At 61.2% G+C, this 17,907-nt stretch carries 17 protein-coding genes; 12 read left to right on the top strand and 5 right to left on the bottom strand.

Annotated elements, in window-relative coordinates:
• Nucleotides 1–13 precede the first annotated feature (13 nt).
• Together ACNFIC_RS03910 and bfr are read left to right on the top strand one after the other, a co-directional pair.
• A complete protein-coding gene (locus ACNFIC_RS03910; protein ID WP_416780005.1) occupies nucleotides 14–1,453 on the top strand; it encodes a catalase in 1,440 nt (479 codons plus the stop codon).
• 163 nt (nucleotides 1,454–1,616) lie between these two features.
• Nucleotides 1,617–2,081, top strand: a complete 465-nt coding sequence (bfr, locus tag ACNFIC_RS03905; RefSeq protein ID WP_003257116.1) for a bacterioferritin — start codon at nucleotides 1,617–1,619, stop codon at nucleotides 2,079–2,081.
• 133 nt (nucleotides 2,082–2,214) lie between these two features.
• Here bfr and uvrA read toward each other — a convergent pair whose 3' ends face one another.
• Entirely contained in the window at nucleotides 2,215–5,049 is a 2,835-nt protein-coding gene (uvrA, locus tag ACNFIC_RS03900) for an excinuclease ABC subunit UvrA (protein WP_171031018.1), read from the bottom strand.
• Between the two features lie 129 nt (nucleotides 5,050–5,178).
• Between uvrA and ACNFIC_RS03895 the strand changes: the two genes are divergently transcribed.
• From ACNFIC_RS03895 to ACNFIC_RS03880, 4 genes are all read left to right on the top strand, one after another.
• The gene (locus ACNFIC_RS03895; RefSeq protein WP_138221826.1) at nucleotides 5,179–6,573 is read left to right on the top strand and encodes an MFS transporter; all 1,395 of its coding nucleotides are present in this window, start codon (nucleotides 5,179–5,181) and stop codon (nucleotides 6,571–6,573) included.
• Nucleotides 6,574–6,582: 9 nt separating this feature from the next.
• The gene (locus tag ACNFIC_RS03890) at nucleotides 6,583–7,128 is read left to right on the top strand and encodes a single-stranded DNA-binding protein (protein ID WP_138221827.1); all 546 of its coding nucleotides are present in this window, start codon (nucleotides 6,583–6,585) and stop codon (nucleotides 7,126–7,128) included.
• A gap of 272 nt (nucleotides 7,129–7,400) precedes the next feature.
• On the top strand, nucleotides 7,401–7,964 hold the full coding sequence (locus ACNFIC_RS03885) for a TetR/AcrR family transcriptional regulator (RefSeq protein WP_416780001.1): 564 nt from the start codon (nucleotides 7,401–7,403) through the stop codon (nucleotides 7,962–7,964).
• A gap of 68 nt (nucleotides 7,965–8,032) precedes the next feature.
• Complete coding sequence (locus ACNFIC_RS03880; RefSeq protein ID WP_416779999.1) at nucleotides 8,033–8,509, top strand: DUF1348 family protein; 477 nt, start codon at nucleotides 8,033–8,035, stop codon at nucleotides 8,507–8,509.
• Nucleotides 8,510–8,638: 129 nt separating this feature from the next.
• On the opposite strand, the gene cynR is transcribed toward ACNFIC_RS03880, so the two are convergent.
• A complete protein-coding gene (gene cynR, locus ACNFIC_RS03875) occupies nucleotides 8,639–9,526 on the bottom strand; it encodes a transcriptional regulator CynR (protein ID WP_416779997.1) in 888 nt (295 codons plus the stop codon).
• 110 nt (nucleotides 9,527–9,636) lie between these two features.
• Here cynR and ACNFIC_RS03870 point away from each other — a divergent pair, with 110 nt between their 5' ends.
• The 3 genes from ACNFIC_RS03870 (at nucleotide 9,637) to ACNFIC_RS03860 (ending at nucleotide 11,164) form a co-directional block, all read left to right on the top strand.
• A complete protein-coding gene (locus ACNFIC_RS03870) occupies nucleotides 9,637–10,296 on the top strand; it encodes a carbonic anhydrase (protein WP_138221793.1) in 660 nt (219 codons plus the stop codon).
• Between the two features lie 33 nt (nucleotides 10,297–10,329).
• Nucleotides 10,330–10,800: a cyanase gene (cynS, locus tag ACNFIC_RS03865; protein WP_138221794.1), complete on the top strand. Its 471-nt coding sequence runs from the start codon at nucleotides 10,330–10,332 to the stop codon at nucleotides 10,798–10,800.
• Between the two features lie 106 nt (nucleotides 10,801–10,906).
• Nucleotides 10,907–11,164: a DUF2790 domain-containing protein gene (locus ACNFIC_RS03860; protein ID WP_138221795.1), complete on the top strand. Its 258-nt coding sequence runs from the start codon at nucleotides 10,907–10,909 to the stop codon at nucleotides 11,162–11,164.
• Nucleotides 11,165–11,215: 51 nt separating this feature from the next.
• Here the strand turns inward: ACNFIC_RS03860 and ACNFIC_RS03855 are convergent, their stop codons facing one another.
• Complete coding sequence (locus tag ACNFIC_RS03855; RefSeq protein ID WP_416779994.1) at nucleotides 11,216–12,205, bottom strand: asparaginase; 990 nt, start codon at nucleotides 12,203–12,205, stop codon at nucleotides 11,216–11,218.
• Nucleotides 12,206–12,280: 75 nt separating this feature from the next.
• Nucleotides 12,281–13,723 carry an alanine/glycine:cation symporter family protein gene (locus tag ACNFIC_RS03850; RefSeq protein WP_138221797.1) on the bottom strand — a complete coding sequence of 481 codons (1,443 nt, stop codon included), beginning with the start codon at nucleotides 13,721–13,723 and terminating at the stop codon, nucleotides 12,281–12,283.
• A gap of 179 nt (nucleotides 13,724–13,902) precedes the next feature.
• Here ACNFIC_RS03850 and ACNFIC_RS03845 point away from each other — a divergent pair, with 179 nt between their 5' ends.
• The gene (locus ACNFIC_RS03845; RefSeq protein WP_138221798.1) at nucleotides 13,903–14,715 is read left to right on the top strand and encodes a helix-turn-helix domain-containing protein; all 813 of its coding nucleotides are present in this window, start codon (nucleotides 13,903–13,905) and stop codon (nucleotides 14,713–14,715) included.
• Nucleotides 14,716–14,748: 33 nt separating this feature from the next.
• Here the strand turns inward: ACNFIC_RS03845 and ACNFIC_RS03840 are convergent, their stop codons facing one another.
• Nucleotides 14,749–15,588 carry an alpha/beta hydrolase gene (locus ACNFIC_RS03840; RefSeq protein WP_416779992.1) on the bottom strand — a complete coding sequence of 280 codons (840 nt, stop codon included), beginning with the start codon at nucleotides 15,586–15,588 and terminating at the stop codon, nucleotides 14,749–14,751.
• Nucleotides 15,589–16,066: 478 nt separating this feature from the next.
• Between ACNFIC_RS03840 and ACNFIC_RS03835 the strand changes: the two genes are divergently transcribed.
• On the top strand, nucleotides 16,067–16,951 hold the full coding sequence (locus tag ACNFIC_RS03835) for a sugar nucleotide-binding protein (protein ID WP_138221800.1): 885 nt from the start codon (nucleotides 16,067–16,069) through the stop codon (nucleotides 16,949–16,951).
• Nucleotides 16,944–17,876 carry an NAD-dependent epimerase/dehydratase family protein gene (locus ACNFIC_RS03830; RefSeq protein WP_416779990.1) on the top strand — a complete coding sequence of 311 codons (933 nt, stop codon included), beginning with the start codon at nucleotides 16,944–16,946 and terminating at the stop codon, nucleotides 17,874–17,876. The genes ACNFIC_RS03835 and ACNFIC_RS03830 overlap by 8 nt, the downstream gene beginning before the upstream one ends.
• Nucleotides 17,877–17,907 lie beyond the last annotated feature (31 nt).

Raw genomic sequence — 17,907 nt, 5'->3', positions numbered from 1 at the left:
ATAAGGAGAGCCCATGAGCAAGATTCTGACCACCGCCAGCGGTGCACCGGTTGCCGATAACCAGAACTCCCGTTCCGCCGGCCCTCGCGGCCCGTTGTTGCTGGACGACTTTCACCTGATTGAGAAGCTCGCTCATTTCAATCGTGAGAACATCCCCGAGCGTCGTGTGCACGCCAAGGGGTCGGGTGCCTACGGCACCTTCACCGTCACCCGGGATATCAGCGAATTCACCAGTGCCAGGCTCTTCGACAGCATTGGCAAGCAGACCGAGACGTTCCTGCGCTTCTCCACCGTCGGTGGCGAGCGTGGTTCTGCGGACACTGAGCGCGATCCACGTGGCTTTGCCGTCAAGTTCTACACCGAGGAAGGTAACTGGGATATCGTTGGCAACAACACGCCGGTGTTCTTCATCCGTGACCCGCTGAAGTTTCCTGACTTCATCCACACCCAGAAACGCCACCCTCAAACCAACCTGAAGAGCCCCCAGATGATGTGGGACTTCTGGTCCCATTCGCCTGAGGCGCTGCACCAGATCACCATCCTGTTCTCCGACCGTGGTATTCCAGATGGCTATCGGCACATGCATGGTTTCGGTAGCCATACCTATAGCCTTATCAATGCTGAGGGTGCGCGCACTTGGGTCAAGTGGCATTTCAAGACTCAGCAAGGTATCAAGAATCTGGCTCCAGCCGATGCTGCTCGCCTGGCCGGCACTGACCCGGACTACGCCCAGCGTGACCTCTTCGAGGCCATCGAGCGTGGCGAGTATCCGCGTTGGAGCGTGTGCATCCAGGTGATGAGCGAAAACGAAGCAGCGAACCGCGAAGAGAATCCGTTCGACGTGACCAAGACCTGGTCGCAAAAAGACTACCCGCTGATTGAAGTGGGGGTGTTGGAGCTTAACCGCAACCCGCTTAACTACTTCGCTGAGGTTGAGCAGGCCACCTTTGGCCCAAGCAACATGGTGCCGGGTGTCGGTTTGTCTCCAGACCGTATGCTGCAAGGCCGGGTATTCGCCTATGCCGATGCCCACCGCTACCGTGTCGGCACTAACCATCAGCAACTGCCAGTGAATGCGCCCCGCAGTCCGGTGCACAGCTACCAGCGTGATGGCTCCATGGCAGGCGGCAGCTACGGCAGCGCACCGAACTACGAGCCGAACAGCTACAGCGATGCGCCCAAGCAGTCGCCGCGCCACGCCGAGCCGGCATTGGCCCTGAGTGGCGCAGCCGACCGCTTCGACCACCGCGAGGACAATGACTACTACAGCCACGCCGGCGCGCTGTTCCGCCTGATGAATCACGAACAGAAAGCGCTGCTGATCGACAACATCGCCGGCACCATGGCTGGCGTCAGCGAGGATGTGGTGCAGCGCCAACTGCAGCACTTCTTCAAGGCGGATCCGGCCTATGGCGAAGGTATCGCCAAGGCATTGGGGATCTATCTCGCCTAAGTCGAAGTGATAACAAGAACCGCCCTCGTTTGGGCGGTTTTTCAATGAATATCACTACTGTTTAGCCGATCTTTTGCTAGTAATTGCGCATTTTTCCGTGACCGCCAGCAAAAGCTGGTTCAAACTATGAGCCATTGAAGTATTCACAGGGAGAATCAGGGCAATGCAAGGTCACCCGGACGTAATCAATTATCTCGTCACGTTGCTGAAGGGCGAACTGGCAGCACGCGATCAGTACTTCATCCACTCGCGCATGTACGAGGATTGGGGCTTGTCCAAGCTCTATGAGCGTATCAACCACGAGATGGAGGAGGAGACTCAGCACGCTGACGCTCTGATGCGCCGTATCCTCATGCTTGAAGGCACTCCCGATATGCGTGCCGACGATCTGGAAGTAGGCAGCACCGTACCCGAAATGATCGAAGCCGATCTGAAGCTCGAGTACAAGGTGCGGGGCGCACTGTGCAAGGGCATCGAGCTGTGCGAGCTGCACAAGGACTACATCAGCCGTGACATCCTGCGCGCGCAGTTGGCTGATACCGAAGAAGATCACACCTACTGGCTGGAGAAGCAGCAAGGCTTGATCAAGGCTATCGGTCTGGAAAACTACCTGCAGTCGCAGATGTAACAAGCGGGGCTGCTTTGCAGCCCTTTGCGCCCGCTCCGGCAAGGCCGCTTCTTGGACATCGCAGATCGTCAGATCTGCGCTCTCTGTAGGAGCGGCCTTGTGCCGCGAACGGGGCGCAAGCGCCCCTGTGGCCTTATGCCCGGTCCCGTTCCAGTAGCGGTTTCAGGTAATGTCCGGTATACGATTGCTTCTGCTCAGCCAACTCCTCTGGCGTACCGCAGGCAATGATCTGCCCACCTTTGGAGCCACCCTCCGGCCCCAGGTCCACCAGCCAGTCGGCGGTCTTGACCACATCCAGGTTATGCTCGATCACCACCACGGTGTTGCCATGGTCACGCAGGCGGTGCAGTACATCCAGCAACTGTTGGATGTCCGCGAAGTGCAGGCCGGTGGTGGGTTCGTCAAGGATGTACAGGGTCTTGCCGGTATCGCGCTTGGACAGCTCGCGCGATAGCTTGACCCGCTGCGCCTCGCCCCCGGACAGCGTGGTGGCCGACTGTCCTAGCTTGATGTACGACAGGCCTACGTCCATCAACGTTTGCAGCTTGCGCGCCAGTGCTGGCACCGCGTCGAAGAATGTACGGGCATCCTCGATGGTCATTTCCAGCACCTCATGGATGTTCTTGCCCTTGTACTTGATCTCCAGGGTTTCGCGGTTGTAGCGCTTGCTCTTGCACACATCGCAGGGCACATAGATGTCCGGCAGGAAGTGCATCTCTACCTTGATCAAGCCATCGCCTTGGCACGCTTCGCAGCGCCCACCTTTGACGTTGAACGAGAAACGCCCCGGCCCGTAGCCGCGCGAGCGCGATTCCGGCACGCCCGCGAACAGTTCACGAATAGGCGTGAAAATACCGGTATAGGTGGCCGGGTTGGAGCGCGGCGTACGCCCGATCGGGCTCTGGTCGATATCGACCACTTTGTCCAGGTGCTGCAGGCCGTCGATGCTGCTGTGTGCTGCTGCCTCCAGGCTGCTTGCGCCATTGAGCGCGGTGGCTGCCAATGGGAACAGCGTGTTGTTGATCAGCGTCGATTTGCCGGAGCCGGAGACGCCGGTTACACAGGTCAGCAGGCCGATCGGCACTTCCAGGTCGACGTTCTGCAGGTTATTGCCGCGTGCGCCTTTGAGCTTAAGCTGCAGCTTCTTGTTACGCGGTGTACGTTTTGCAGGCACGACGATCTTCTTGCGTCCGGACAGGTACTTGCCGGTAAGCGAGTCGGGGTGTGCCATGACCTCGTCGGGCGTGCCCTCGGCGACGATCTGCCCGCCATGCACGCCAGCACCTGGCCCAATATCCACCACGTAGTCGGCCAAGCGAATGGCGTCCTCGTCGTGCTCCACCACGATCACCGTATTGCCCAAGTCGCGCAGGTGATTGAGGGTGGCCAGCAAGCGGTCGTTGTCGCGTTGGTGCAGGCCGATCGACGGCTCGTCGAGGATGTACATCACACCCACCAGTCCGGCGCCGATCTGGCTGGCCAGGCGAATACGCTGGGCTTCGCCGCCGGACAACGTATCGGCGCTGCGGTCCAGGGTCAGGTAGTCCAGGCCGACGTTGACCAGAAATTGCAGGCGCTCGCAGATTTCCTTGAGGATCTTCGCCGCGATCTCGCCACGCCGGCCGGTCAGGGTCAATGCGCCAAAATAATCGCTGGCTTCACCGATTGGCAGGTTGGTCACCGCTGGCAGGGTTTTCTCGCCGACCCATACATGGCGCGCTTCACGGCGCAGGCGTGTGCCACGGCAGTCGGGGCAGGGCTGGGTGCCGAGGAACTTGGCCAGCTCTTCGCGCACAGTGGCTGACTCGGTCTCGCGGTAGCGCCGTTCCAGGTTAGGTACGATGCCTTCGAATGGATGCGAGCGTTTGACGATATCGCCACGGTCGTTGAGGTACTTGAAATCGACGCTTTGCTTGCCGCTGCCGTTCAGGATGACTTTCTGGTGTTCGGCCGACAGCTCGCCGAACGGGGCTTCGAGGCTGAAACCGTAATGCGCGGCCAGTGAACCCAGCATCTGGAAATAGTAGACGTTGCGCCGGTCCCAGCCGCGTATCGCGCCCTCGGCCAAGGTCAGTTCGGCGTTGACAAGGCGCTTGGTGTCGAAGAACTGCTTGACCCCCAGGCCATCGCAGGTCGGGCAGGCGCCTGCGGGATTGTTGAAGGAAAACAGCTTCGGTTCCAGCTCGCTGATCGCATGTCCGCAGATCGGGCAAGCGAAGCGCGCGGAGAAGATAGTCTCCTCGCCATCCTCATCGTCCATCGGCGCCACCAGCGCGATGCCGTCGGCGAGCTTGAGCGCAGTCTCGAACGACTCGGCCAGACGCTGTTGCAAGTCGGCGCGCACTTTGAAGCGGTCCACCACCACATCGATGCTGTGCTTCTTCTGCTTGTCCAGCTTGGGCAGTTCGTCCAGTTCATAGAGCTTGCCGTTGATCCGGGCGCGCACGAAGCCCTGGGCCCGCAGTTCGTCGAACACCGCCAGATGCTCGCCCTTGCGCTCGCGGATCACTGGCGCCAGCAGCATCAGCTTGCTGCCCTCGGGGTTCTCCAGCACCAGGTCGACCATCTGGCTGATGGTCTGCGCCTCCAGTGGGATATCGTGGTCCGGGCAGCGTGGTGTGCCGACGCGTGCGTACAGCAGGCGCAGGTAGTCGTAGATTTCGGTGATGGTCCCCACGGTCGAGCGCGGGTTGTGCGACGTGGACTTCTGTTCGATGGAAATCGCCGGCGACAGGCCTTCGATGGTGTCGACATCGGGCTTTTCCATCATTGACAGGAACTGCCGGGCATACGCCGACAGCGACTCCACGTAGCGGCGTTGACCTTCGGCGTACAACGTGTCGAACGCCAGGGACGACTTGCCGGAACCGGACAGGCCGGTGATCACGATCAGCTTGTCCCGAGGCAGGGTCAGGTCGATGTTCTTCAGGTTGTGGGTACGAGCCCCACGAATCAGGATCTTGTCCACTGCGGCCTCGCTTGGCGGGCATAAACAAGGAAGTATACGGCGCGTGGCCAGCACGCGGCAAAGCGTCGCGCAGATGCCGTCAAGCTGTCGGACTGATAGAATCGCCGCCGGTTCACATGAGGTTAATCCATGCACAACACCCACAACGATCGCATGAGCAGCAGCGAAACCCGCGCCGCTGGTGGCCTGGCCCTGGTCTTTGCCTTTCGTATGCTGGGCATGTTCATGGTCCTGCCGGTGCTGGCCACGTACGGCATGGATCTGGCGGGTGCAACACCTGCGTTGATCGGCCTGGCCATCGGCGCCTATGGCCTGACCCAAGCGGTGCTGCAGATTCCGTTCGGCATGATTTCCGATCGCATCGGCCGGCGCCCGGTGATCTATCTGGGGTTGGTGGTCTTCGCCCTGGGCAGCGTATTGGCCGCTCAGGCCGATTCGATTTGGGGGGTGATTGCCGGACGTATCCTGCAGGGGGCAGGGGCCATATCCGCTGCGGTCATGGCACTGTTGTCCGACCTCACTCGCGAACAACATCGCACCAAGGCCATGGCGATGATCGGCATGAGCATTGGATTGTCATTCGCCGTGGCGATGGTGGTCGGGCCACTGCTGACAAGTGCCTTTGGCTTGTCAGGATTGTTCCTGGCTACCGCAGGACTTGCCTTGGTCGGCATTCTGTTGATCGCCTTCGTCGTACCCAACACCCACAGCATTCTGCAGCACCGTGAATCGGGTGTGGCGCGCCAGGCGATTGGCCCGACCCTGCGCCACCCGGACCTTCTGCGCCTAGATGTGAGTATTTTCATCCTCCACGCCATTCTCATGGCCAGCTTCGTAGCCTTGCCACTGGCCTTCGTTGAGCGCGGCGGCCTGCCGAAAGAACAGCACTGGTGGGTGTACCTGACCGCGCTGTTCATCTCATTTTTTGCAATGGTGCCGTTCATCATCTACGGCGAAAAGAAGCGCAAGATGAAACGCGTGCTGGCCGGCGCGGTCGGTGTCCTGCTGCTGACGGAGGTATACTTCTGGGAGTGGGCTGACGGTTTGCGCGGACTGGTGATTGGCACCGTGGTATTCTTCACCGCATTCAACCTGTTGGAGGCTTCGCTGCCTTCGCTGGTAAGTAAAGTGTCGCCTGCCGGTGGCAAGGGGACGGCGATGGGGGTGTACTCCACGAGCCAGTTCCTCGGTGCGGCGCTGGGAGGAATCCTCGGAGGCTGGTTGTTCCAGCACGGTGGGCTGGATACGGTGTTCCTCGGCTGCGCGGTGCTATGTGCCATTTGGCTGATCGTCGCCTTGAGCATGAACGAGCCGCCGTATGTGACCAGCCTGCGCATGCCGCTGACGCCCGAAGCAGTCCGTGAAGCCGGGCTGACCGAGCGTCTGATGGCCGTGCCGGGTGTGACCGACGCTGTGGTGGTGGCAGATGAAGCCGCCATCTATATCAAACTGGATACGAAAATTTTGGACCGTGCGACCCTCGAGCGTCTGGTGAACCCAGCCTCAGCGGCGTGCGAAGCCTAGGAGAACGTTATGGCCCGTGGGGTTAACAAAGTCATTCTGGTCGGTACCTGCGGCCAGGATCCCGAAGTCCGCTACCTGCCCAACGGTAATGCCGTGACCAACCTGAGCCTGGCTACCAGCGAGCAGTGGACCGACAAGCAGTCCGGGCAGAAGGTCGAGCGTACCGAGTGGCACCGCGTCGCGCTGTTCGGCAAGGTTGCCGAGATTGCTGGTGAGTACCTGCGCAAAGGTTCGCAATGCTATATCGAAGGTAAGTTGCAGACCCGCGAGTGGGAAAAAGACGGCATCAAGCGCTACACCACCGAGATTGTCGTCGACATCAACGGGACCATGCAGTTGCTCGGCGGGCGTCCTCAGGGCCAGCAGCAGGGCGGTGACCCTTACAACCAGGGTGGTGGCAACTACAACCAGGGCGGCGGCCAGCAGCAGTATAACCAGGCGCCACGCCAGCAGGCTCCGCGTCCGCAGCAAGCGCCGCAGCGCCCAGCCCCCCAGCAGCCGGCGCCACAGCCAGCGGCTGACTTCGACAGCTTCGATGACGATATTCCGTTCTGAAGCCCAGGTTTTACAAAGCCGTAAACATAAGAAGCGAAGCCATTGATTTGGCTTCGCTTTTTTTTGGCCTGCATACGCCGATACGGCGAGCTTCGATGACCTTCAAAGCGCCTGGCTCGCGGGCAGCTTGGCTGTCGGATGCGCGAGCATCATGCGGGCAGCCAACACGCACAGGCCTGAGCACAAGACCCATTGAGCGTCCGTCCCGGGCTGTAATCGAAAAAATGCAATAGCTGCTTGACCAGGGAGAACGATCGTTCTACTCTGGCTACATGGATAAGCCAATGACCGATACCCGCGAGAAAATCCTGGCCACTGCCGAGAAACTGATTTACGAAAACGGAATCCACGCTACCGGCATGGATCTTTTGGTAAAGACGTCCGGTGTAGCACGTAAAAGTATCTATCGCTATTTTGCGAACAAGGACGATGTCGCTGCCGCGGCACTCAATGCACGCGATGTACGCTGGATGCAGTGGTTCAGAAGCGAGTGCGAAAAAGCACACACGCCGCGAGAACGCGTTATCAGCATGTTTGATGTGCTTAATAGTTGGTTCGAGTCAGACGACTTTAGAGGGTGTGCGTTTATCAACACGGCCGGGGAGGTTGGTGATGCAAATGACCCGATCCGACAAATTGCCAAGCTGCATAAGCAGAAGCTACTGGACTATATGCTGGTGCTGACCAGTGACTTAGGCGTCAAAGATCCAGTGCGCTTGGCCAGGCAATTGTTCGTGCTGATAGAGGGCGCGATAACAGTGGCGCGTGTCATGGGAGACTTTACGGCCCTCGAAAGTGCAAAAGAAGTCGCCGAGTTGTTGATTAAAGATGTATAGCGCGTCGGCGCTATAAGTTTCAGAAGTACTCACTCAACTGCAGCATCCAAATGATTGGAGGCACCACCATGTCCAACGAACCCGCTCGCCCGCCACTTCCTCCTTTTACTCGCGAATCGGCCATTGAAAAGGTCCGCCTCGCAGAAGACGGCTGGAATACCCGCACCCCTGAAAAAATTGCGCTGGCCTATACCCGAGACACCCAATGGCGTAACCGTACCGAGTTCGCGACAAATCGCGAAGAAGCCCAGGCGTTGCTGACGCGCAAGTGGAAAAAAGAACTGGATTACCGCCTGATCAAAGAACTCTGGGCTTTCACCGACAACCGTATCGCCGTCCGTTATGCCTACGAGTGGCATGATGATTCAGGTAACTGGTTCCGCTCCTATGGCAATGAAAACTGGGAGTTCGAAGCCGACGGCCTGATGCACCGCCGCTTTGCCTGCATCAACGACATGCCCATCAAGGAAAGCGAGCGTAAGTTCCACTGGCCGCTGGGACGTCGCCCGGATGACCATCCAGGGCTGACTGAACTGGGTCTGTAAGTCGTGCCGAACCTGATCCTTTGTAAGAAGGGTCAGGTTTTTTATTTTGAGTGGGGCTACTGACCCCCATGCGCGCGCCAGGCAAGGCACATGGCCGGCATCGGTTGGCGTACGCGAACCCTGCGTCTCTCACTCTCCCAGTTCGCTGGCGACGCCTTTAGCCAGCTCAATGAACTCGCGTACTGCTGCGCTCAGGAAGGCATCTTTTCGCCGCATCAAGACGGCCGTGCGCTGCAAGCGTTCTGGTTCCAGGGTGATGGCCACCAGATCGTCATGGGCCAACGCAATTTTTGCCGGCAACAGCGTCGACAGGCCCGTGCGTCGAACAATCTCGATTACGGCACCCAGCGCATTGGCCTGCATCTGCACCTGGGGGCGAATCTCGTATTGGCGGCAGTAGCGGTCGATCTGTTCGCGCGTGGCGAACTCGGTGCCCAGCAGCACCAATGATTCAGCACTTAAACCCTGCGATGTAATGGACCGCAGCTCGGCCAAGGGATGTTTGCGGCTGACCACCAAGGCGAGGGTTTCACTCAACAACGGGACCGCTTCAAGGTCCGGTGTCTGTATGTCGTCGAACGCAATCCCTATGTCCAGCTCATCTGCCATGAGCAGCGCCTCGATGCGCTCCTGGGAGATCTCTTGCAGGTTAAGTGTGATGTTGGGGTATCGCGCATAAAAGGCCTCGATCAGCGGCCCAACCAGGTAGGTGGTGAACGTGGGCGTGACGGCTATGCGCAATGAGCCCCGGCTGAGGTCGCTCACGTCATGAATGGCGCGTTTAGCCTCCTGAAGTTGCTGAAGGGCTCGCCGTGCATAGATCAGGTAGACATCGCCGGCATCGGTCAGCCGGGTTGTACGTCCTGAACGATCGAACAACTGAGCCCCAAGGCTTTCCTCTAACTGCCGGACCTGCTGCGAAAGAGCGGGCTGGGAGACATGCAGCGCTGCAGCCGCCTTGGTGAAGCTCGAATGTTCCGCCACCGCGAGGAAGTACTGGATGTGTCGAGCGAGCATGGCCTTACCCATAAGATTATCTGATACGGAGCATAATAATTCAGACTTTTACCTTATGTAATGCACTGCTTAATCTTTGCCTCACAACCCGCGACATTGAGGCAGCCAACATGAAAGCGATTATCGACGGTTTTCTGAAGTTCCAACAAAACGCCTTCCCTGAGCGGGTCAAACTGTTCAAGGACTTGGCCAACCAGCAGAGCCCCAAGGCACTGTTCATTTCGTGCTCAGACAGCCGACTGGTTCCTGAACTGGTCACTCAGCGCGAGCCAGGCGATCTGTTCGTCATCCGCAACGCTGGCAACATCGTGCCGTCGTATGGCCCGGAGCCTGGGGGTGTATCGGCTTCGGTCGAATACGCGGTGGCCGGACTCAACGTCGCAGACATCGTGATCTGCGGTCACTCCGACTGCGGCGCCATGACGGCCATCGCAACCTGCAAATGCCTGGATCACATGCCCGCTGTTGCCGGTTGGTTGCGCTACGCCGACTCGGCCAAGGTGGTCAACGAAGCCCGTCAACATTCGGACAAGCCGAGCAAAGTCGCCTCTATGGTGCGCGAAAACGTCATCGCGCAACTGGCCAATATCCAGACTCACCCCTCTGTTCGCCTGGCCCTCGAAGAAGGCCGCGTGACCCTGCATGGCTGGGTCTATGACATCGAGTCAGGGCGTATCGACGCCTTCGATGGCCGTACCGGGGCCTTCGTGTCCCTTGCCGAAAATCCCGAAGTCCATGCCGTATCCCACCACGCCAGGCACGTTGCCTGAAAACTGCCCCTTTACCCACTGAGGCGATTCACCATGATCCAGACTCAAGCTACCCGTACCGCTCGCCAGGAACTGACCGAAGCCATCATTCTGGCCAAGGCTCGCAAAGACCTGTCCTTTGCCGAAATCGTCGAGGGCACCGGCCTGTCCGAGGCCTTCGTGACCGCCGCCTTGCTCGGCCAGCATCCGCTGCCGGCCAGCGCCGCGAAAGTCGTTGGCGACAAGCTCGATCTCGACGCTGATCAAGTCGCTTTGCTGCAATCGATGCCGATCCGTGGGAGCTTCTTCGAAGGCATCCCGAGCGATCCGACCATCTACCGTTTCTACGAGATGATGTCGGTCTACGGCACCACCCTCAAAGCCCTGGTTCACGAGAAGTTTGGTGACGGCATCATCAGCGCCATCAACTTCAAGCTGGACATCAAGAAGGTCGAAGATCCAGAAGGTGGCCACCGCGCGGTGATCACCCTGGACGGCAAGTACCTGCCGACCAAGCCGTTCTGAAGTCTCCTGGCCCGGCGGCAGATGGCGCTGGGCTCTCCCCACCTGCATGACGCCTGAGCGCCATCCCGCGTTCAGGCCTGCTCACCCCTTACTACAGGTGATTGCCATGAAGCTGTTAATCGTTTTGTTCCTCGGCTGCCTGGGTTGCGTCGCGATGGCGGCAGAGCCTGTGGCTGAGACGGCACAGGTTACCGTCGAGCCCTATCGATACGGTCAGAACCTTGATATCGCGCGTGTCTTAGCGGTGAGTCCGGTACCCACGGTCTGCGAGGTCGTGCCGATGCAACTGACGTACGAAGACTCCAAGGGCGACCGGCACATCATGGAGTACCGCGTGATCGGGAATGGTTGTTCCAACAACTGATCTCACGAACGCCCGAAGGCACTTGCCTTGCATCGCGACGCAAGGCAGCGGCTACACGCGTTCGCCGCACAGATCCAGCGCGAACCAGTGCTCTGCCGACGCCACGTCCAGCCCGGCACCCAGCAGCGCGAACAGCTTGCCCAACGCGGCTTCACGGGTCATGCCGCCGCCGCTGACCAGGCCGCTATCACGCAGGCGACTGCCGGCAGCATAGGTGTCGAAGACCACCGCACCTTCCGGGCATTGGCTGATCGCGACGATCATCACGCCGCGCTGACGCGCGCCGCGCAAGGCATCAAGCAGCGCCTGGTCGTCCGATGGGCCGGTGCCGCTGCCGTAGCACTCCAGCACCAGCCCCTGGATACCGCTGGCCCGCAGCGCGTCGATGTGTTCAGCCGCAAGTCCTGGAAACACCGGCAGCACCGCCAGCTTCACCGGCTGGCGTACCTGGCGGTAGCCCAGCACGGCCGGCACCTCGCCGGCACGCTGGCCTTCGCGGTGGCGGGCTGGCGCGGTAAAGGCATCGAACGCCTCGCTGCGTAGCTTGGAGGCGCGGCAGCCATGTAGCAGTCGGCCGTGGAAGTACAGCTGCACGCCGTCTTGTAGACCGGTTTCGAACAGGTTCATGGCGCCGATCAGGTTGGCCCAGGCGTCGCTTTCCGGCGCCCCTGCGGGCAGCATGGAGCCGGTCAGCAGCACCGGCACCGGCAGGCCCAACAGCAGGAATGACAGGGCGGCGGCGCTGTAGGCCAGGGTGTCGGTGCCGTGCAGCACCAGTACACCGTCGTGGCCATCGCGCTCGACGGCCTCGACGATGGCCTCACGCATCGCCAGCCAGTTGGCCTGCTGCATGTTGGCGCTATCGATCAGCGGATTGAGTTCACGCAGCGTCCAGTTCAGTCGTGGGGCGTCTGGGCTGGCGGCGAAGTGGTCACGCATGCGTGCATCGAAACCACCGGCCGGCGCCAGGCCTTCGGCGGTCTGCAACATGCCGATGGTGCCACCGGTGTAGAGGACGAGAAGATTCGAGACTGCACGCATGGGAGCATTCCGTAGCGGGAGAGCGAGGAAATAGTCAGCCGCCCACGAGTGGGGCGGCTGCGGCAGTGCAGGGTATCAGCGCTGGGTTTGCACTTGCACAGTGCTATTGTCAGCGGCTGTTTCTACCTGCGGGTTGGCTGGCCAGGCGGCGCGGTCCAGATCCAGGTCAGCAAACTTGCTGGAGTCGAACACTGGCTGCTGGATGCCTGCCTTGCGTTGCTGGTCGTAGTCGCGCATCACACGCAGGCCGACGTTGAACAGCAAGGCCAGGGCCACCAGGTTGACGAACGCCAGGCAGGTCATGGTGATGTCGGCGAAGGCGAACACAGTCGACAGGTCCTGCATCGAACCCCATACCACCAGGACCAGTACCAGGCCGCGGAAGCCCATCAGCACTGCGCGGTTGCGGCTCAGGAACTGCAGGCTGTTCTCGCCCAGGTAGTAGTTGTAGAGGATGCAGGTGAACACGAACAGCGACAGCGCAACGCTGACGAACAGGCGACCCCAGTCACCGACCACGGCGGCCAGCGAGTTCTGGGTCAGGACGATGCCGTCGCCTTCGAAGCCAGGGGTGTAGAAGCCCGACAGCAGGATCAGCAGCGCGGTGCAGGTGCAGATCACGAAGGTGTCGAGGAACACGCTGAAGGCTTGGACCACGCCCTGTGCGCCAGGGTGCTTCACCGCCGCCACGGCGGCCACGTTCGGGGCACTGCCCAGACCGGCTTCGTTGGCGAACACGCCGCGCTTCACGCCCATGACGATGGCGCTGCCGAGCAGGCCGCCGAACGCTGGGTCGAGGCCGAAGGCGCTCTTGAAGATGGTTTCCAGCATGGCCGGTACGTGTTCGATCTGGGTGCCGATCACGTACAGGGTGACGCCGATGTAGGCCAGAGTCTTGACCGGCACCAGCAGGTCCGAGACGGCCGCGATACGCTTGATACCACCGATGAAGGTGATCGCCAGCAGCACGGCCAGGACAATGCCGGTGTGTTGCGGGTCGAAGGCGAAGGCGTTTTGCAGCGAGTGGGTCACGGTGTACGACTGCAGGCCGATGAAGGCAAAGCCGTAGGTGACCAGCAACAGGATCGAGAACACGATCGCCATGTGCTTGTTCTTCAGGCCGTGCAGGATGTAGTACGCCGGGCCGCCGCGGTACAGGCCATCGCCATCGGCGCGCTTGTAGACCTGGGCCAGGGTGCATTCGAAGAAGCTGCTGGACATGCCCACCAGTGCGGTGACCCACATCCAGAACACGGCGCCTGGGCCGCCGAGGGTCACGGCGATACCGACACCGGCGATGTTACCGGCGCCGACGCGACCGGCCAGGCTCAGCATCAGGGCCTGGAAAGAGCTTAGTTGGCCTGCCTGGCCGCGAAGGGATTCCTTGAAGACACCGAACATGTGGCCGAAGTGGCGGAACTGCACGAACCGCGAGCGGAGGGTGAAGTAGCTGCCGAGTCCGACGATCAGCACGATGAGCACCTTCCCCGAGAGGAAGTCGTTGATTAATTCGAGCATTGAAAATGACCTCGATTCTTATTCTTCGTATGGAATGACAAGCGGACGGCAGGCGCACCGCTAGGCGTTAGCGCGCATGGTTGGCGATGACACCTGTAGTTACAATTTCGCGGGTTGCTCCATTTTGGTGCGACTTGATGCTACACTGGCTTCACTCGCATCATCTGGACCCCCGCATCATGGGCGATCACTTCGCTACCAACCTCAAACTGGCCTGCAGCCACTACCGCTCTATTTCGGAGGTTTGTCGGCAACTGTCGATCAACCGCGCGCAGTTCAACAAGTATCTGAGCGGGCAGAGCCGTCCGACGGCCTACAACCTCAAACGGATTGGTGATTTCTTCGGGGTAGAGGACTACGAACTGGGCCTGCCGCCGGAACAATTCGCCCGGCTGATCGGCGCACGGGCCCCGAGCGAGCAGCCGGGGCAACTGAGTGACCCGATCAGCGAACTGTTCAAGCCGCTGCACAAAGAGGCCGGCAACCTGTCGCGCTACTGCGGGTATTACTTCGAGTATTCCAACTGCATGTCGGTCCCAGGTTCGATCCTGGTGTCGCTGGTGCACCTGCGCGAGGAGCGCGGCAGCTTCCTCTTCGAGCGCCAGGAGCGCCAGGAGCGCAGCAGTGCCCATGACGTGCACGCCGAGGTGCGCTGCCGCTACCTGGGGGCCGCGTTCCAGTTGCAGGACCGGATGTTTCTGATCGACTACGAGTCGTTGACGCTCAACGAAATGAGCCAGACTATCTTGATCCCCAGTTTCAAAAGTCGCATCAGCCGGCTCAATGGTCTCAAAACCGGGGTTTCCAGTGGTGACCGGCGCAACCCGGCGTGTACCCGTGTGGTGTGGGAGTACCTGGGCGAGGAGATCAATCGTATCAATGCCTACCGTCAGGTGCGCTTGTATCGTCCGGACGATCCGCGCATCGACGATGACATTCGCGAGCGGCTGAGCGCAGGGATGATCAGCCACGGGTTGTTCGAGATCGAGTAAAAAACCGCTGGGCTTGGGCGTGATCGTCGTGCATCAGCGCATGACGAACGCGCTCACCGCCTCGGCCACCTGATCCGCCACTTCTGGCCACTCGCGCAAGTGTGCGGCAATGCCGTGGTCGCAGTCTGTCAGCAGCAGGCATTCCACGTCGGCTGCCGGTACCGAGCGCAGCAGCGCATGGGTGACTTCTTCAGGGATTGGGCTGTAGCGCTCCACGCCGCCCAGCCGGCGTACCCCAGCCGAGGTCCCGGGTCCTTTCCCATGCACCTGCGAATTGAGCCCGTCGTACTCCCCGATCACCAGCAGCACCCGGCCACGGAACTGGCGCAGGAAGGTGTAGCTATCGCAGTCCAGAAAACCGAAAGGTCGGCCAATGGCCTTGGTGAACGCTGGGCCGAACGGCGCGTCGTGGGCGTTATCGGGATAGACCGCAGGGCAGATCAGCACCAGTTTGCGCACACTTGGACGCTGCGCGGCCAGCTTCAGGGCAATGGCGCCTCCCAGGCTATGGCCGATAACTGTGTCACTGCACGCCTCCAGGTAGCGGTGAAAGCGCAGGGCCTCGGCCAGGTTGTTGCGCAGCGATGCGTCTCTGGCCCCTGGCTGCGCCGCGCGGCTATGGCCAGACAGGTTGCCGGTCAGCGAGCCGATGCCTTGCTGTTGCAAGCGGTACAGCAGAGGGTTGAGGCGAGTGAAGTCCGAGCGCGCACCGCCGATCACGAACAGCGGCGCCGCTCGCTCGTTGCTCGGCAGCAGCAGACGGGCCTGCTGCCAGTAGCCCTCGAAGTGCTCGTCGAGAAAACGCTCCACGCCTGGCGCGGGTTCGTCGAATTGCCACAGTGCGCGTTGCGCGCTGATCGGGTTTAGCTCCATTCGCCCTCCTGTCGAAGCGCCTCTATCGGGCCCGCGGGTTCACTTGGCATCTTGGCAACGCGCTTGGAGGGGCTAAGTGAACCACCCTAGCAGCCATTCCCCTAGCGCGTTGCCGGGTGTGCGCAGCAACTTCGCCGCCATGGCACAGCACATGATCACCAGCATAGGCCGAATCAGGCCTGGCCCGAAACGTACCGCGCAGCGCGCCCCCAGTTGCGCCCGAGGCCGGCAGCGCCGCCACCGGGTCGATACCGACGATGAACAGCACCGGTAGCGTCAAACGCCCGCCAGCCCCGGCGTTCGCATTGATGAAGCGCGCCAACAGTGCGACGGCGCTGAGTAGGCTATCAGCTGATTCCTAAGCGACTGGGTGGAAAAGCCCCCAGCCCGTATTGCATCGGTCTGGGTTGGACTTCCCCATGCGGAAAACGCAAAATGCTCTCTTTCCCTTATCGATCGGACCGGACCTTCTGACTCTATGCGTATGCGCCTGATGCTGTTGGGTGGTGGCAATGCCCTCGGGCAAGCGCTGATTCGTCTCGGGGCCGAGGAAGACATCGCCTTCCTGGCGCCGCGCCCACCGGAGGGTGGCTGGAGCGCGTCGAGCCTGACGCTGCTGCTCGACGAGCAACGCCCCGACGCGGTGGTCAACCTGGCCTATTACTTCGACTGGTTCCAGGCCGAGTCGGTCAGTGAGGCGCGCCTGGCGCAGCAGGAGCGCGCGGTGGAGCGCTTGGCCGAGCTGTGCCAGCACCACGAGATCGTCCTGGTGCAACCGTCTAGCTACCGGGTGTTCGATGGCTCGCGCGCCACGGCCTACAGCGAGAAGGACGAACCCGTGCCCCTGGGCCTACGAGGGCAAGCGCTTTGGCGTATCGAACAAAGCGTGCGTGCCGCGTGTCCGCAGCACGTGCTGTTGCGCTTCGGCTGGCTACTGGATGAAAGCCGCGACGGCTCGCTGGGGCGGTTCCTGACCCGTGCCGAGCAACCCCAGGAACTGCTGTTGGCCGATGACCGGCGCGGTAACCCGACGCCAGTGGACGACGCGGCGCGGGTGATCCTCTCGGTGCTCAAGCAGCTCGACTGCAAAGCGCCGCTGTGGGGCACCTACCACTATGCCGGCAACGAGGCCACCACACCGCTGGCGCTGGGTCAGGCGATCCTGACCGAAGCCGCCCAGTGGCATACCCTGGCTGTGCAGGCGCCGACCGCCCAGGCTCACGCCGCACGCGCCGATGCCAGCGAGGAGCCGCAGAACGCGGTGCTGGCCTGCAAGAAGATCCTTCATACCTTTGGCATCAAGCCGCGTGCCTGGCGCGCCGGTTTGCCGCCCCTACTGGACCGTTTCTACCGACATGGTTGATGCCCCCATCCTGATCACCGGCGGTGCCGGCTTCATTGGCTCCCACCTGTGCGATGCGTTGCTGGAGAACGGCTACGCGGTGCGCGTGCTCGACGACCTGTCCAGCGGCAAACGCGACAACCTGCAACTGGAGCATCCGCGTCTGACGCTGATCGAAGGCGATGTCGCCGACGCGGCCCTGGTGGCGCGCGCCGTCGCCGGTTGCCAGGCCGTGGTACACCTGGCGGCCGTGGCGTCGGTGCAGGCTTCGGTGGACGATCCGGTGAAAACCCATCAGAGCAATTTCATCGGCACCCTGAACGTGTGCGAAGGCATGCGTATGAGTGGCGTGCGGCGTGTGTTGTTCGCCTCCAGTGCGGCGGTGTACGGCAACAACGGCGAAGGCGTGGCGATCGCCGAGGACACGCCCAAGGCGCCGCTGACACCCTATGCGGTAGACAAGCTGGCCAGCGAGCAGTACCTGGATTTCTATCGCCGTCAGCACGGCCTGGAACCGGTGGTGTTTCGCTTCTTCAATATTTTTGGCCCGCGTCAGGATCCTTCTTCGCCGTACTCCGGGGTCATCAGCATCTTCGCCGAGCGTGCGCTGGCCGGCCTGCCGATCAGCGTGTTCGGCGATGGCGAGCAGACCCGTGACTTCCTCTATGTCGGGGACCTGATCAAGGTGATGGTCCAGGCGCTGGAGCAGCCGCAGGTGGAAGAGGGCGCAGTGAATATCGGCCTTAACCAAGCCACCTCAATCAAGCAATTGCTGGCCGCGTTGCAGGACGTGATCGGCAGCCTGCCGCCGATCAGCCACGGGCCTGCGCGCGCGGGGGACATCCGCCATTCCCGGGCTGATAATACGCGGCTGCTGGCGCGTTTCGAGCTGCCTGAGCCGACGCCCTTCATCGACGGCCTGGCGCGCCTGCTGGGCAAGCGCTGAGGCCAGCCTCAAGGACCTGTCGTGCGCCAGG

Source organism: Pseudomonas sp. NY15463 (assembly GCF_048068415.1).
In the GTDB taxonomy this organism is placed as follows: Bacteria; Pseudomonadota; Gammaproteobacteria; order Pseudomonadales; family Pseudomonadaceae; genus Aquipseudomonas; species Aquipseudomonas mosselii_C.
Note: the sequence above shows the minus strand (reverse complement) of the source record. Positions and strands in the feature narration are given on the sequence as shown.